The 15,725-nt window shown below is 37.9% G+C and carries 13 protein-coding genes and 1 pseudogene; 6 read left to right on the forward strand and 8 right to left on the reverse strand.

The genetic code is table 11. From position 1 onward, the window contains the following. Positions 1–90: 90 nt before the first annotated feature. Positions 91–1,470 carry a signal recognition particle protein gene (ffh, locus tag L647_RS0104950; RefSeq protein ID WP_024610200.1) on the reverse strand — a complete coding sequence of 460 codons (1,380 nt, stop codon included), beginning with the start codon at positions 1,468–1,470 and terminating at the stop codon, positions 91–93. A gap of 250 nt (positions 1,471–1,720) precedes the next feature. Here ffh and ccsA point away from each other — a divergent pair, with 250 nt between their 5' ends. Both ccsA and L647_RS0104960 read left to right on the forward strand, forming a co-directional pair. After that, complete coding sequence (gene ccsA / locus L647_RS0104955) at positions 1,721–2,527, forward strand: cytochrome c biogenesis protein CcsA (protein ID WP_024610201.1); 807 nt, start codon at positions 1,721–1,723, stop codon at positions 2,525–2,527. Positions 2,528–2,588: 61 nt separating this feature from the next. Next, the gene (locus L647_RS0104960) at positions 2,589–3,857 is read left to right on the forward strand and encodes a CNNM domain-containing protein (RefSeq protein ID WP_024610202.1); all 1,269 of its coding nucleotides are present in this window, start codon (positions 2,589–2,591) and stop codon (positions 3,855–3,857) included. Positions 3,858–3,909: 52 nt separating this feature from the next. Here the strand turns inward: L647_RS0104960 and L647_RS0104965 are convergent, their stop codons facing one another. After that, positions 3,910–4,518: a hypothetical protein gene (locus tag L647_RS0104965; protein ID WP_024610203.1), complete on the reverse strand. Its 609-nt coding sequence runs from the start codon at positions 4,516–4,518 to the stop codon at positions 3,910–3,912. Between the two features lie 145 nt (positions 4,519–4,663). Then, on the reverse strand, positions 4,664–6,241 hold the full coding sequence (gshA, locus tag L647_RS0104970) for a glutamate--cysteine ligase (RefSeq protein WP_024610204.1): 1,578 nt from the start codon (positions 6,239–6,241) through the stop codon (positions 4,664–4,666). 451 nt (positions 6,242–6,692) lie between these two features. Between gshA and L647_RS0104975 the strand changes: the two genes are divergently transcribed. Next, on the forward strand, positions 6,693–8,240 hold the full coding sequence (locus L647_RS0104975) for a PAS domain-containing methyl-accepting chemotaxis protein (protein WP_024610205.1): 1,548 nt from the start codon (positions 6,693–6,695) through the stop codon (positions 8,238–8,240). Positions 8,241–8,298: 58 nt separating this feature from the next. Here L647_RS0104975 and clpB read toward each other — a convergent pair. From clpB to rluD, 3 genes and pseudogenes are all read right to left on the reverse strand, one after another. After that, positions 8,299–10,856, reverse strand: a pseudogene (clpB, locus tag L647_RS01000000123670) (ATP-dependent chaperone ClpB). Positions 10,857–10,957: 101 nt separating this feature from the next. Beyond that, positions 10,958–11,689 (reverse strand): peptidoglycan editing factor PgeF, encoded by a 732-nt coding sequence (gene pgeF, locus L647_RS0104985; RefSeq protein WP_024610206.1) that lies wholly within the window; start codon positions 11,687–11,689, stop codon positions 10,958–10,960. Continuing rightward, positions 11,689–12,666: a 23S rRNA pseudouridine(1911/1915/1917) synthase RluD gene (rluD, locus tag L647_RS0104990; RefSeq protein ID WP_024610207.1), complete on the reverse strand. Its 978-nt coding sequence runs from the start codon at positions 12,664–12,666 to the stop codon at positions 11,689–11,691. The genes pgeF and rluD overlap by 1 nt, the downstream gene beginning before the upstream one ends. 141 nt (positions 12,667–12,807) lie before the next feature. On the opposite strand from rluD, the gene L647_RS0104995 reads away from it, so the two are divergent. Further along, positions 12,808–13,569: an outer membrane protein assembly factor BamD gene (locus L647_RS0104995; protein ID WP_024610208.1), complete on the forward strand. Its 762-nt coding sequence runs from the start codon at positions 12,808–12,810 to the stop codon at positions 13,567–13,569. Positions 13,570–13,640: 71 nt separating this feature from the next. Here L647_RS0104995 and glnB read toward each other — a convergent pair whose 3' ends face one another. Continuing rightward, the gene (gene glnB / locus L647_RS0105000) at positions 13,641–13,979 is read right to left on the reverse strand and encodes a nitrogen regulatory protein P-II (RefSeq protein WP_024610209.1); all 339 of its coding nucleotides are present in this window, start codon (positions 13,977–13,979) and stop codon (positions 13,641–13,643) included. Positions 13,980–14,139: 160 nt separating this feature from the next. Between glnB and L647_RS0105005 the strand changes: the two genes are divergently transcribed. Together L647_RS0105005 and L647_RS0105010 are read left to right on the forward strand one after the other, a co-directional pair. Then, entirely contained in the window at positions 14,140–14,703 is a 564-nt protein-coding gene (locus tag L647_RS0105005) for a GspH/FimT family pseudopilin (RefSeq protein ID WP_024610210.1), read from the forward strand. 79 nt (positions 14,704–14,782) lie between these two features. Next, positions 14,783–15,307, forward strand: a complete 525-nt coding sequence (locus L647_RS0105010) for a GspH/FimT family pseudopilin (protein WP_024610211.1) — start codon at positions 14,783–14,785, stop codon at positions 15,305–15,307. A gap of 2 nt (positions 15,308–15,309) precedes the next feature. Here L647_RS0105010 and L647_RS0105015 read toward each other — a convergent pair whose 3' ends face one another. After that, positions 15,310–15,723: a type IV pilin protein gene (locus tag L647_RS0105015; RefSeq protein ID WP_024610212.1), complete on the reverse strand. Its 414-nt coding sequence runs from the start codon at positions 15,721–15,723 to the stop codon at positions 15,310–15,312. Positions 15,724–15,725 lie beyond the last annotated feature (2 nt).

Here is a 15,725-nt window from a genome sequence, read left to right on the forward strand (position 1 = left end):
TACATGCATAATTTATTCAACAAAAAAGGAGCTATTTGCTCCTTTAAATATGATTCGCTATTATTTTAAAAAGTAACTTAATGGTACTTTTTAAAATTTAGGACCACCGCCACCCATCATTCCAGGTGGTAACATGCCTTTCATACCACGCATCATTTTGGTCATGCCGCCTTTACCTTTCATTTTTTTCATCATTTTTTGCATTTGCGTAAATTGCTTAAGCAACTTATTAATCTCTTGTACTTGTGTACCAGAGCCTGCTGCAATACGTTTTTTACGCGAACCTTTAATGATTTCTGGGCGAGCACGTTCTTTTTTAGTCATCGAGCTAATAATGGCTTCCATTTGAATAAATGTTTTATCGCCCATTTGACCTTTAACTGCATCTGGTAAGTTAGACATACCTGGAAGCTTATCGAGCATAGACATCATGCCACCCATGCTTTTCATTTGCTTTAATTGATCAGCAAAATCATCAAGGGTAAACCCTGCACCTTTAAATACTTTTTCAGCAACTCTGGCAGCTTGCTCTTTATCTACTTTCATCTCGACTTCTTCGATTAATGAAAGTACATCACCCATGCCTAAAATACGCGACGCTATACGGTCTGGATGGAAAGGTTCTAGTGCATCAGTACGCTCACCAACACCCATGAACTTAATAGGCTTACCCGTAATGTGACGAATAGATAAAGCAGCACCACCACGTGCATCACCATCGGTTTTTGTTAATATAACACCGGTAAGTGGTAATGCTTCGTCAAATGCTTTTGCTGTATTTGCCGCATCTTGACCTGTCATTGCATCAACAACGAACAAGGTCTCAATTGGATTGATTGCTTTGTGAAGATCTTTAATCTCGTCCATCATGTCGCTATCAACATGTAAACGACCGGCTGTATCAACTAATACAACATCAATAAATTTCTTTTTCGCATGAGATATTGCTGCTGTAGCAATATCTACTGGCTTTTGCGATATATCACTTGGGAAAAAATCAACACCAACTTCTTCTGCAAGTGTTTCTAACTGTTTGATTGCCGCTGGACGGTACACGTCGGCGCTCACTACAAGTACAGATTTTTTCTTACGTTCTTTTAAAAACTTCGCTAGTTTAGCTACGCTGGTTGTTTTACCCGCGCCTTGTAAACCTGCCATCATAACAACAGCTGGCGGCTGTGCATTTAGGCTTAGCTCTTCATTAGCCTCACCCATGGCTTTTTCGAGTTCTTCACGTACTATTTTTACAAATACTTGGCCAGGGCTTAGGCTTTTTGTAACTTCTACACCTACAGCACGCTCTTTAACTTGTTTTACAAAATCGCGTACAACAGGCAACGCCACATCGGCTTCTAAAAAAGCCATACGCACTTCACGAAGAGTGTCTTTAATATTATCTTCAGTCAGGCGGCCACGACCACTGATATTTTTTAAGGTTTTACCTAATCGTTCTTGGAGGTTCTCAAACATGAATCGGTTCCGATAAGACGTTATATCAAACCTAATCAAAGGTCTTTATATGCAGACACTTAATTGATGAGATTGATATTATTAAATTTGAATTAAAAACAGTATACCGTAAATGGTGCCGGACAATACAGTGTTCAAGTGCTGCTAGTTGAGTTTCTTTTTTTAAGGTCTATCCATTTGCTTTGCTATAAAATACAATGGTTGTATAACAACAAGATTTTTTTGACTCAAATTAAGTGGCCCAAGCACAATGCTGATTATTAGTTTAACTATTATTGCCAGTTTATTTTATGTGTTAGCAACGTCTCACGTGCTATCGCGACTGTTTCATAAACAAGGTCCTAGCCAAAAAGTAACTGTAATACTAAGTACGGTTGCAATAGTGGCGCATATGCTGTTGTTGGTAAATTCTGTATTTCGTTCCGACGGTCAAGATTTAAGTATTGTTAATGTGGCTTTATTAACCTGTTGGGTCATTGTTGTATCAGTTACAACCGTCTCGTTAAAGTTTCCGGCTACGTTACTGTTGCCTGTGGTATATGCTTTTGCAGCTCTGTTAAGTATTGCCAGCTTATTTATTCCTCACCATATTTTATTGCAAAGTATTAACGTTGAAGTAGGTCTCGTTACTCATATTTCATTATCTTTACTTGCTTACTGTATTTTAATCATCGCTACTTTATATGGTGTACAGTTTTACTTTATTGATAAGCGCTTAAAACGTAAAGACCTTGCTATAGTACATAGTCATCTACCTCCACTAATGGTAGTTGAGCGCCAGTTATATCAATTACTTAATTTGGGCACTATATTGCTCACCTTAGCATTGTTGTCAGGGTTTATATTTCTTGATGGAATGTTTGCAAAAGAGTTTATACACAAAACGATATTGTCATTAATTGCATGGGCAATTTTTGCCATTGCTGCATTAGGACATATGAAACAAGGATGGAGAGGAAAACCGGTCGTTATTACCATCATGGTCGCAGCATTTATCCTCACACTTGCTTATTTTGGTAGCCGTTTCATACAAGAAGTAGTACTTAATAAGTTTTAACTTGACTCTGCTTGCTCACTCTAGCTTAATACGCATTGATTTATAAGAAAAGGATCCATCGTTGGACGACATATCGACAAGTACCCTGTTTATCATCTTAGGTTTATTGGTGCTTTTTTCTGCTTATTTTTCGGGTTCAGAAACCGGAATCATGTCAATCAATCGTATACGTCTGCGACATCTTGCTAAACAAGATCATCGTGCAGCTAAACGAGTCAGTAAACTACTTAGCCGTCCGGATAGGCTTATAGGTTTAATATTAATTGGTAACAACTTAGTCAATATTGCTGCAGCTCAAGTAGCTACTATTATTGGTATTCGTTTGTATGGTGATTTAGGTATTGCTATTGCGACCGGGGTATTAACTCTCGTTATACTTATATTTGCTGAGGTAACACCAAAAACACTTGCAGCTTTGTACCCTGAAAAGGTGGCATTTCCAAGCTCTGTTGTTTTAAAAGGTCTATTAAAAATATTATTCCCATTTGTGCTTATTATTAACTGGTTAACGAATGGTTTATTACGATTGTTTGGTATAACAACAGCACAAATAGAAGAGCACAGCTTAAGTAAAGAAGAATTAAAAACAGTGGTTAACGAATCAGGTGCCCTACTTCCTGCTCGCCATCAAAGCATGCTAACTTCGATTTTAGATTTAGAACAAGTAACCGTTGAAGATATTATGATCCCGCGTAATGAAATTGTGGCGATAGATATTAACGATGAATGGAAATTAATTAGCAGACAACTTACATACTCACAACACACTCGTGTATTACTCTACCGAGATAATATTGATGATGCTGTAGGTTTCATTCACTCACGCGACGCACTTCGTTTACTTACAAAAGAGCAATTTGATAAGCCTTCGTTACTACGTGCCGTACGTGAGATTTACTTTATCCCAGAAGGTACGTCACTAAACACCCAGCTATTAAAGTTTCAACAATCCAAAGAACGTATTGGCTTAGTTGTTGATGAATATGGTGACATTCAAGGTCTTGTAACACTCGAAGATATTTTGGAAGAAGTGGTAGGCGATTTCACAACAACGCAAACACGTACACCTAGTGAAGAAGTTACAACTCAAACAGATGGTTCGTGTATTGTTGATGGCGGTGCAAACGTTCGTGATTTAAATAAAGAGATGGGCTGGGATTTCCCACTTGATGGGCCTAAAACACTTAGCGGACTAATTATTGAATACCTAGAAAACATCCCTGATGCTAATATCAGTTTACGTATTGCGGGTTATCCTGTTGAAGTACTCGAAGTAAAAGAGAACATGATAAAACAAGTTAAAATACTGCCCAATAAACGAAAGCATTAAAACTAAAAAAGGAGCCCAATGGCTCCTTTTTTACTAACAGCTATTTATAAAGCTAACTAAATAAACGCTCTAACCAACCTTTATCTAATGATTCCTCACAACGCTTAAGCTGCGCTCCATAACGACTTGCACGATGTTTAACTTTATTAGCAACGCTCATCAACCATTTTTTCTTTTTATATGTACCACGTTTATATCCGCCCCACCCTTCATGATAATTAAGGTATTGCGAGTAAGCATCCCATTTAGAAACTGCATTTACTTTATGCGTTTTATAAACAAACCATGCCATAAAGTCTATTGCATCATCAAAATCGTCTCTGTCGGCACCATTGTTACCTGTTTCGCGAATATAGTCTGACCATGTGGGTGTTTTTGCCTGTGAGTAACCATAAGCATCACTTGCGCGTCCTGTTGGTATTATCCATAAAAAATACTCCATTGGTGGTGCGGCATCATGTCTAAACGAGCTTTCTTGATACATCATGCTCATAAGTACGTGCTTAGGTGAACCCCACTTTTCTTGGGCGTTTTTTGCATCAAAGTACCAGCTAGATTTTTCTTCAAAAATCTTACAAATATCATCAGGTTGCTTAGGAGGAGCTGTAGCACAACCGGCTAAAGTGAGAGCTAGAGATAAAATAATTGCATTTTTTTTCATATTTTTTAGATCTCACTGAACTTTTATAAAAAGTGTGGGTCTGATTTCATAATGCAGCAGTACAGCATTGTTTCATCCCTGAAGAATATTTACGCAGCCATCTTGGGCTGCGTTTTTTTTGCTTTGAACTTAATTAGCGTTTAAATTATTTACGACTAAAGTACGTATCTAAGAATGCTGTAAACGATTGTGTGTCTGCTTGCTCAATTGCTACTTGCGCCTCATTCGATTTAACTACTTGCTGTTCAAGCCATGGTTTTAAAAACTCACTATAATCAGCTTCTTGATGGCTTTGCTTGTACTTATTAGCTAATGCTAATGCAAAGTGCCCATTATCTAAACCAGATTCTTTTAGCTCACTAACATAACGACCAGAATAAGTGAGTACAGGATTATGTATCCACGTTGCCATTCGCTCTATCGTACTTGAATAATAAGTAACGCCATAAGCGCTATCCATCCATTTAGCTACATCGCGCAGTTGATCAAATATTTCATCACCCCACGATTGAAGGCTACGAGGTTGGTCATTAAAATTCAGCATCAAGCCTTCTTCTCGACCTTGATTTACAACGGTATCAAGATTTTCAGTACTGCGCGCTTGTTCTTTCCAATCCATTGGCATTGAATCTTTTAATAAACAATACGTTAAGAATACATCCAAAAAGTGAATTTGCTCTATATCAATACCAACTTCGCTAAACGGGTTTACGTCTAATGCACGAATTTCAACGTACTCAATACCGGCTCTAAGTAATGCGTCTGTAGGTGTTTCACCATTTTTTGCATTTCGCTTAGGGCGAACTGGTGAGTAAAATTCATTCTCTATTTGCAGAATGTTTTTATTAAGCTGTTTAGGGTTAGCACTAGTATAGTCATCAATATCACCATAAATTTCTGAAGGTGTATTAATTGCTTTTTTTAGCCCAACTACATATTCATCAAGCGAGTTGTACATTACACGCAATGAAGATTGAGCACTATTTGTATAACCTAAATTACCCAGTCGTAGAGCTGTGCCTACTTCTAAATAAAGGGTACCTTTACCGAGCTTTTTAAATGGCAGATCGGTTTTTCGACCTTGTAAAAATGAGTTACATAACGCTGGTGATGCACCAAATAAATAGCTAATCAGCCATAATTCGCGTTTAAAATTACGAATAAGGCCCAAGTAACCGTCTGAAATGAAATCTTGTAATGTTGCGTCACTTTTCTTTAATGAATGCAGCGATTGCCACAACGTTTCTGGAAATGAAATATTAAAATGTACGCCAGCAATTGCCTGCATCATACTACCGTAGCGATTTTTTAAACCTTCGCGGTATAGTGTTTTCATTTTACCTGTATTAGAACTACCAAATTGAGCTAATACTATGTCATCTTGATGCTCTATAAAGCACGGCATACTGATAGGCCAAAGTAACTCATCACCCATTTTTTCAAGAGTAAACTTTTGCAGGTCTTTTAATTGCTTAATAGTTTGTGTAGATGATTCACTAACAGGAGTAATAAATTCAAGTAAAGACTCGGAGAAATCTGTTGTGATATGCCCATTAGTTAATGCACTTCCCACCCCTTTCGGATGCCCTTGAGCAGAAATAGCCCCACTGCCTTGTATTCTTAGCGACTCTCGCTCAATGCCACGTTTAATGCCTTTAACTGCGTATTGGTGCTCATCTGCTGATAACGCGTTAAGTGCGTTTGTTAGATCATGTGTTGTCAAAAAATGCTTCCTCGGGCCACGTGGCTTAATCATAGGGTTATGGGGGCTAATCACTTATTACTCAAGATTAAATTGCTAAGAACAATGTAATTTTTTTGATTAATAGCTGCATGCCCTGCTTTGAACATAAGCTGATACGACCAACATCATACTATAGACCGTAATCTTGCCATTGCTCTTAACATTATACAATTGCTTTGCGCGTGTAATTTATTAAATACTTAATCTGCGGCATACATAAGTATTAAATTCAGTAAACCAATAGACCGACCTTTATATAAAAAAGATTCATGACACTTTCAACTAATCAGAGTTTATTATCAAAACACTTGATATAGATCATAAAAATGTAAAGTTTTAATTGTAAGTACTTATAGAGCAGCCCATTTTTTTGCTTTGTACTTAGTAAACAATATAATAGCGCCAACTATAAAGGATGGCAGTAAATACAGTGAGCAGTAATAAAAGCTTAAAAAATGAAGAGGTTCTCTTTGATGAATCACAACAACTCGTCTCAACAACCGATCTTAAAGGTGTAATTACTTACGTAAACCATGAATTTTGCGATATTGCAGGATATAGCGCACAAGAACTCATTGGAGAAAACCACAGTATTGTGCGCCATCCTGACATGCCCAAAGCTGCATTTAAAGAAATGTGGGCTACCTTAAAACAAGGTCATTCTTGGCGTGGAATGGTAAAAAACCGCTGCAAAGACGGACGCTATTATTGGGTTGATGCATTCGTAACGCCTATTTTTGAGCATGGTCAATTAATTGGTTATCAATCAGTAAGAACTAAAGCGAGTCAGCAACTAAAACAACATGCGCAAACTCTTTATAATAAATTAAATAAAGGTAAGTCATTATATAATTTTCGAGAAAGAACACATGTAAGGCAAAGCATTACTATTATTGGCATATTAATTTGGTTGATCGCAATTGCTCTATTAAGCTCTTTGGCTATAGCACTAATTAATTTATTAGTTTGCATTTTTGTTATTACATTTAATTACGATGAATTGATTGAAACCCCTAAAATATTAAAAAAGCAAAAAGCTAAATCTGATTCAGTTTCGCGCTATATATACAGCGGAAGTAATCCTCATAGTATCAGTGACTATAGGGAGCAAATGCTTAGTGCCAAATTACGAACTGTGCTTGGTCGCGTGCAAGATTCAACACTGAGCTTTAATAATATTGCGACACACTTGGATGAGCAATCAACATTAACTGAAAAAGGCATTGCTTCACAAAGTGAACGCCTAGAACAAATAGCGTCAGCTATGGCACAGATGAGTTCAACAATTGGCGAAATATCTAATAACACTCATCACACTGCTGATAAAGTAAATGTTACACATAAAAGTTGCTCTAATATAAAACAGCATATAGCTGATAACAGCTCAATGGTGTCTGATTTAGCCAGTCAGGTAGATCAAGCGGCTACAACCGCAAGTAGCCTAGCGTCAGAAGCTGATAAAATAGGTCAGGTAATGAGTGAAATTGAAGGCATTGCCGATCAAACTAACTTACTCGCACTAAATGCTGCAATTGAGGCTGCTCGTGCTGGCGAACATGGTCGTGGCTTTGCCGTCGTTGCAGATGAAGTTAGAGCTTTATCATCAAGAACTCAAAATGCTACTGCACAAATTCATAGTTCCATTAAAGAAATTCAAAGTACTTTATTTGATTGGTCTAAAATAATGCAGAACACAAAAAATCAAGCTGATAATTGTGTAAGTACAACAACTCAAACTCAAGTTGCACTTGACGATATTTTTATTCAGATAAGTGAAATATCACAGCTTGCCACTCAAATATCGACTGCTGCAGAACAACAGCAGGTGGTTAGTAGCGACATTGGCGCTAATGTTACACAAATCAAAGAACTTGGTGACAGTAATTTAAGCCTAAGCTTTAATGTGGCTAAAGGGTCGGCTGAACTTGTTGAAGGCTCTCGTAAAGTAAATGATTTACTACTGACCTTTAGAGTTTAATAAACATTAAAAAGCCGCTATTTTTAGCGGCTTTTCGTTTAAACGACTTGGTTAATAGCTATCGGCTGGCAAATAGTAATCCATTATCATCTGCGTCAATAGCAATAACGCTACCTGGTAAATAATCACCATTGAGTAGCTTTTGTGCTAACGGGTTTTCAATCGTTTGCTGAATAGCACGCTTAAGTGGGCGAGCACCATAAACGGGATCAAAACCACTCGCTGCAATTCGCTCAAGTGCCGCATCACTAATATCGAGCAAGTACCCCATCTCAGTTAACCGCTCACGTAACTTCATCAGTTGAATATCAGCAATCTCTTTTATGTGATTGTTTGCTAATGGATGGAAAACCACGGTTTCGTCAATACGGTTAATAAATTCAGGTCTAAATTCGTTTATTAATACTTCCATCACTTTTGTTTTAAGCGTTGCATAATCATTATTACCCGCTTGTTCTTGAATGATGTCTGAGCCTAAATTTGAAGTCATAATAATAACTGTATTTTTAAAGTCGACAGTCCGACCTTGTCCATCAGTTAAACGACCATCGTCTAATACTTGCAGTAAAATATTAAAAACATCAGGATGTGCTTTTTCTATTTCATCAAGCAAAATGACTGAATAAGGTTTGCGACGAACTGCTTCGGTTAAATAACCGCCTTCTTCGTAACCAACGTAACCTGGAGGCGCACCAACTAAACGTGCAACCGAATGTTTTTCCATAAATTCAGACATATCGATGCGTACCATCGCATCTTCAGTATCAAACATAAAACCAGCTAAAGCTTTAGTCAGCTCTGTTTTACCCACCCCTGTTGGGCCTAAAAACAAAAATGAACCAATAGGACGATTAGGATCAGCAAGCCCGGCACGTGAGCGTCGTATTGCGTTAGAAACGGCAACAACAGCTTCATCTTGACCAATAACTTTACTGTGCAGCTGATCTTCCATTTGCAATAGTTTTTCGCGCTCACCTTGCAGCATACGTGCAACAGGAATACCAGTCCAACGCGATAGTATTTCAGCTATTTCGTCTTCACCCACTTGGTTTTTAAGTAAGGTCATTTCTTGCATTTCGGCTTGTGAAGCCAAATCGAGCTTACGCTCCAATTCAGGAATTCGACCATATTGTAGCTCTGACATACGTTGTAAATCGCTTGCTCTGCGTGCTACATCTAAATCTAGCCTTGCTTGCTCAAGCTCAGCTTTAATAACTTGAGTGCCTTGCAATGAAGCCTTCTCTGCATTCCATACTTCGTCAAGCTCACGGTATTCCATTTCAAGGTCGGCAATTAACTCTTGCATTTCGCTACGACGTTTTTGACTCGCTTCGTCTTTTTCTTTAGCGAGTGCGTTATCTTCAAGTTTTAATTGAATGATACGGCGCTCGAGCTTATCTAAAGACTCTGGTTTAGAGTCTATTTGTAAGCGAATAGATGAACCAGCCTCGTCAATTAAATCAATCGCTTTGTCAGGTAACTGACGGTCACTAATGTAACNGCCACAATAGCAGGATCGGTAATTTCTACTGAATGGTGTAGCTCGTAACGCTCTTTTAGCCCTCGCAAAATTGCAATGGTATCTTCAACTGAAGGTTCTTCAATTAATACCTTTTGAAAACGTCGCTCTAGTGCTGCGTCCTTCTCTATATATTTACGGTATTCATCAAGAGTTGTTGCACCTACGCAATGTAACTCACCGCGTGCTAGAGCTGGCTTTAACATATTGCCGGCATCCATTGCCCCTTCGCTTTTACCTGCGCCAACAATCGTATGAATTTCGTCAATAAATAAAATCACTTGGCCTTCTTCTTTCGCCAGTTCATTCAATACTGATTTTAAACGCTCTTCAAACTCGCCACGGTATTTTGCACCGGCAACTAATGCACCTAAATCGAGTGATAGTACGCGTTTGTTTTTTAGACCTTCAGGTACTTCCCCATTAATAATACGTTGTGCTAACCCTTCTGCAATCGCTGTTTTACCAACACCAGGTTCACCTATTAATACCGGATTATTTTTAGTTCGACGCTGTAAAACTTGAATTGTTCGGCGAATTTCATCATCACGTCCAATAACAGGGTCTAACTTCCCCTGCTCTGCGCGCTCAGTCAAATCTATAGTAAATTTTTCAAGTGCTTGACGTGTTTCTTCTGCATTTGGGTCATCTACCTTTTGACCACCACGAATCGCCTTAATCGCGCTCTCAATTTTAGTGGAGGTAATATTTAATGATCTGAATATATTACCAAGCGGACCTTTATCATCGCACGCAGCAAGAACAAACAGTTCACTTGATATATATTTGTCTTTGCGTTTTTGAGCGTATTTATCACATAAATTGATAAGTGAAGCCATATTATTCGACAACTGCACATCGCCGCCGACTCCCTCTACCTTAAAAAGCTTTTCTATTTCTTGTGATAATTTAGTATTGAGTTCATCAGCACTAACACCTGTTTGGGCAAACAACGCGCGCACACTTGAGCCACTTTGCTGAAGTAGTGAGTACATTAAATGAACTGGTTCTATAAATTGATGATCGCGGCCAAGAGCCAAAGATTGCGCATCAGAAAGCGCAGATTGAAATTTACTTGTAAATCGATCTAAACGCATTGGGGTTTACCTATTTAATAAATAACGAATTACTTAATTAATGGGTATGTTTAGGTGTTTGTTCAAGGTGCTGGAGAAAATATAATCAGTATAACGAAAAATTACTTGCGCCAGATCAAAGTTCCCATACGTCCGGTTTGTCCGTCTCTCCTATAAGAAAAAAACAACTGATGCTGAGAAACAGTGCAATACTCTCCTCCAGTAATATTTTTAATTCCTAATTGGTTTAATAAAATGCGTGCTATAGCATAAATATCAGCTAGAAACTTCTGATTAGCTTGTGGTTTAAAAGCAACTTCGAATAAAGGGCTTTTTGCCTTAAATAGTTCAAAAACATCTGCCCCCACTTCAAATTGGCTAGGACCAATGGCTGGGCCTAACCATGCATTAATATGCTCACATTTAGCACTAAAACAATTAAATGTATTTTCAATTATTCCCCGCTCCAAACCTCGCCATCCACCATGAATAGCAGCTACTTCTTTACCATCATTACTGGCAAGTAAAATAGGTAAACAATCAGCGGTCATAATTGCTAAAGGTTGGTTAGAGAGTTTTGTGTAAAGTGCATCGCCTGTATGAGTTGCAGTGTAATCAAACGACTCATCGACAATTAATACATCTGCACTGTGAACTTGGTCTATCCACACAGCTTGTTTTGGAATAAAGGTATTTAATAAAGAGCGATTTTTTAAAACATTTTGTGGGTTATCACCAACGTGGAGCCCTAAGTTTAAACTTTTAAACGGTCCCTCTGAAACGCCACCTTCACATGTGGTACTTAACGTACCCACATTGTGAAGATTTTGCCATGTTGCTGACAACAACTGCATTAATAATCGATATTAGGATTGGCTTTCGTATCTTCACGAAGTGCAAGTGTCATCGCTACCATATCATCTGGTATAGGTGCTTGCCATGTCATCATTTCACCTGTAATTGGGTGAGCAATACTTAATTTTACTGCATGTAATGCTTGGCGTCTAAAGCTGCGAAGTAACTCAAACAACTCAGGTGTTGCACCTTTGGGTGGGCGCGGACGACCTCCATACGATTGATCACCAATTAGCGGATGATTCAAATGAGCCATATGCACTCGAATTTGGTGTGTACGACCAGTCTCTAAACGTAAGCGCAAACGCGTGTGAGCGCGAAACTTTTCAGCTACTCGATAATGTGTAATTGCAGGCTTACCCATTTCATGCACTGCCATATGAGTACGTTGAGTAGGATGACGACCAATTGGTTTTTCAACCATACCACCGGCAGTCATTGTTCCATTGCAAAGTGCTTCATATTCACGCGTAAAGTTTTCGCGTTTTTGTAACGCAGTCACTAAATGTGTTTGCGCCGGAATTGTTTTAGCTACAACCATTAATCCAGTCGTATCTTTATCAAGTCTGTGAACAATACCTGCACGCGGTACATTAATAATTTCTGGGTAATAATGTAAAAGCGCATTTAGCACTGTTCCATTTGGATTACCTGCACCAGGGTGAACTACTAAACCCATTGGCTTATTAATAACTAAAATATCATCGTCTTCATAAACGATGTTTAATTTGATATCTTGTGCTTCATATTCACGTGGGGCTTCAATTGTTGTCTCAATATTAAGAAGCTCACCACCAAGTAACTTGGCACGTGGAGTGTTTAACATTTCACCATCAACGGTTACTTTATCATCCAAAATCCACGTTTTTATACGTGAACGTGAATAATCAGGGAACAATTGTGCTAATACTTGGTCTAGACGTTTACCACCTAAGTCTGTTGAGACTTCGGCTTGAAGAGAAATTTTCTCTGACATTAGTAACTTTACCCAATTTACCAGTGCAAGCTTTGCTCGACTGGGTTAGAATCGCTTTTAATAAAAGCATAATATAATACGCATAGTTTACTCGGTTTTACCGACTTGGCCTAGCCGAAGACATCGAAGGTAACAAATAAAATGATAAATAAAATAGGGAAACGTGCATTTGCCATTGTTTTTTCAGTTTCTGTACTTAGTTTAGGTGCTTGTTCATCAGCACCTGACCAAGAAGATATTCAACGCGTACCAAATCGCTCTGCACAAGCTTTGTATGAAGACGCAAAAGAAACATTAGATTCTGGTTTATACGCACGCGCAATTGAACTTTTAAGTGCAATAGACTCTCGTTACCCATTTGGACCGTTCTCTAAGCAAGTACAAATGGATTTAGTGTATGCACATTACCAATCAGGAAATACTGAGCAAGCATTAGCGACAGTAGACCGTTTTATACGTCTAAATCCAAATCATAAAGATTTGGATTACATGTATTACATGCGTGGCTTAGTAAATATTAAAGCTGATAAAAATGCATTCCAAGAATACTTTGGTGTAGATAGAGCTGATAGAGATGCAAACCGTACACGTGTTGCATTTACTGATTTATCAACTCTTGTTAAGCGTTTTCCTAAAAGCGATTACGCACCTGAGGCAAAACGTCGTTTAGTTTGGCTTTTAAATCGAATGGCACGTTATGAGCTAAAAGTAGCAACCTATTATTATGAACGTGAAGCTTATTTAGCTGCAGCTAACCGTGGTAAGTTTGTTGTTGAGCATTATTCGCAAAGTAGTTACTTAGACCCAGCACTAGATATGATGGTAAAAAGCTACGATAAGTTAGGCTTAACCGAGCTAAGCGAACACGCAAAACAAACACGAAGACTAAATAATAGAAAATAATAAACTAAAAAGGCGCTTGTTAAACAAGCGCCTTTTTACTATCTAGAATGTATGAGTAAATAACTCACAATTTAAATAGCCTCTTCGTCTTCTTCTGCTGTACGAATACGTATTACGCGCTCTACATCAGTGACGAATATTTTACCATCGCCAATTTTTCCTGTTTGTGCTGTTTTTACAATCACTTCAATTGCACGCTCAACATCTTCATCACTTAGTACAATATCTAATTTCACCTTTGGTAAAAAATCGACCATGTACTCAGCACCACGATATAGCTCTGTATGACCTTTTTGACGTCCAAAACCTTTAACTTCGCTTACAGTCATGCCGTTAATGCCGACTTCAGATAATGCTTCACGAACATCGTCTAATTTAAAAGGTTTGATGATGGCTTCTATTTTTTTCATATTAATTACTTTCTAAAGCTTCAGTTGTCTCGATTTTAGACAATCATAAGGCTCATAGCAAACAAAGCAATTGAATTGCGGTGATAAAACAATCAGTCATGGTATAATTATCACCATAAAAATAACTATACTTAAATTACTGCAGCAAATGAGAATAAATATGAAAAATAAACACAATGGATTTACTATTTTAGAACTTATGGTAACTGTTGCTATCGTTGGTATCGTTGCTTCTATCGCTATTTGGAATAGCAGCGACATGTTAGAAGAAAACCGTGCTGAAAACTTTTTATTAGAATTAAAAAGAAATATTAGCTACGCTCGTGCACAAGCTGCAAGTACTGATGAAATAGTTGTAATTTGCCCAGCACCCAATACAGTTACAAGTGATAGCACAAGCCTCGAATGTCAAAGCGAATGGGACTCAACTAATACCGTTATTTTATTTATAGATACAAATAATGATGGTACTTATAAAAGCGCAAACGATAGTCTATTACGCGTAATGTCAGAAACTCCGTCTAGTGACAAAATAAAATTCTCTGGTAATAATAGCCTTCGATTTAATACGAGTGGTCGTATTACAACAAGTTTAGCTGGCTCAGGTAACTTTACGGGCTTTGTATATTGCCCCAATAGTGATAATGAAAATAACAAAGCACTTAGCGTATCTGTATCAGGAACCGCTTTTTATCTTGGTGATACCGACGAAACATGCGGTTAAAAAACACACAATTTCATCTTGTCATATTTGTATCATTTACTAGACTGAGTTAATCATTTATTAACTCAGGTCTTCAAGGATGAGGTTATCAATATTAAAAAGCAAAGGTGTTACCCTTATTGAATTAATGGTTTCTCTTGCCATTGTCAGTATTATTAGCCAAATATCGATGTGGTTTTACTCTGATTTTTTAGCTAAAAACAGATTAGATAACCATGTAAACCTCCTTCACCGAAATATCACCTATGGTCGATTATACGCAATTGAAAATGGCACCTACGTTACACTCTGCGCATTAAAAAATAGCCAATGTACAAACGATGAATGGGGTGCTCAAATGTCACTCTTCATAGATAAAAATAAATCAACCACATTGGATGACGATGAACTACTTATAAGTACATTCGAAAAAGTACACGATGCTGACAGTTTAGAATACCCTAGAAATGCAATTACATTTCGCCCAGATGGGTCATTAAATGGTTTTCAAAATGGCACTTTTATATATTGCCCAAACGAAAAAACCAACCTCGAAGGGTTGGCTTTGTCTGTAAGTCAAACTGGCAGAATACGCATTAAATCAACAGATAAATGCCAGGAATAAAATCATCTACTCCAACAGTAGGCTTTGTCTTTAGAGCCTGTTGAGCCCTTTAAGCCAATATCTGTAATTGTTAAAGTTGTGCAGTCACCGTCACCTGCAACAGGACCTGAGTCTGCAGTTGCGGTAAAAACGAATGTGTTTTTGTCTGCGTTTAACACTACCGAGAGTTTAAAATATCCATTTTCAGTTGTGTCTGTAATTCCCAAGTTAGCAAGTACGTCTGTATATTCTCTGTTATCAACAAAAAATTGCTCTTGCTTATTAGCTGCATCTAACAAAGTCGCTGCAGCTTCTGCTCGCGCAGCTCGTTTTACATATTCAGTATAATTAGGAAGTGCTATTGCAGCTAAAATGCCGACAATAGCGACTGCTATCATCAGCTCAATTAATGTAAAGCCTCGTTGTAGTTTACTCATTT

The organism is Pseudoalteromonas sp. TB64 (assembly GCF_000498095.1).
Lineage (GTDB): Bacteria > Pseudomonadota > Gammaproteobacteria > Enterobacterales > Alteromonadaceae > Pseudoalteromonas.

Coding starts and splice junctions, on each gene's coding strand:
- pgeF (WP_024610206.1), bottom strand. CDS start 11,689: ATGCAGTTGTTGTCAGCAACATGGCAAAATCTTCACAATGTGGGTACG.
- ccsA (WP_024610201.1), top strand. CDS start 1,721: ATGCTGATTATTAGTTTAACTATTATTGCCAGTTTATTTTATGTGTTA.
- rluD (WP_024610207.1), bottom strand. CDS start 12,666: ATGTCAGAGAAAATTTCTCTTCAAGCCGAAGTCTCAACAGACTTAGGT.
- ffh (WP_024610200.1), bottom strand. CDS start 1,470: ATGTTTGAGAACCTCCAAGAACGATTAGGTAAAACCTTAAAAAATATC.
- L647_RS0105010 (WP_024610211.1), top strand. CDS start 14,783: ATGAGGTTATCAATATTAAAAAGCAAAGGTGTTACCCTTATTGAATTA.
- L647_RS0104995 (WP_024610208.1), top strand. CDS start 12,808: ATGATAAATAAAATAGGGAAACGTGCATTTGCCATTGTTTTTTCAGTT.
- L647_RS0105015 (WP_024610212.1), bottom strand. CDS start 15,723: ATGAGTAAACTACAACGAGGCTTTACATTAATTGAGCTGATGATAGCA.
- L647_RS0104965 (WP_024610203.1), bottom strand. CDS start 4,518: ATGAAAAAAAATGCAATTATTTTATCTCTAGCTCTCACTTTAGCCGGT.
- L647_RS0105005 (WP_024610210.1), top strand. CDS start 14,140: ATGAAAAATAAACACAATGGATTTACTATTTTAGAACTTATGGTAACT.
- glnB (WP_024610209.1), bottom strand. CDS start 13,979: ATGAAAAAAATAGAAGCCATCATCAAACCTTTTAAATTAGACGATGTT.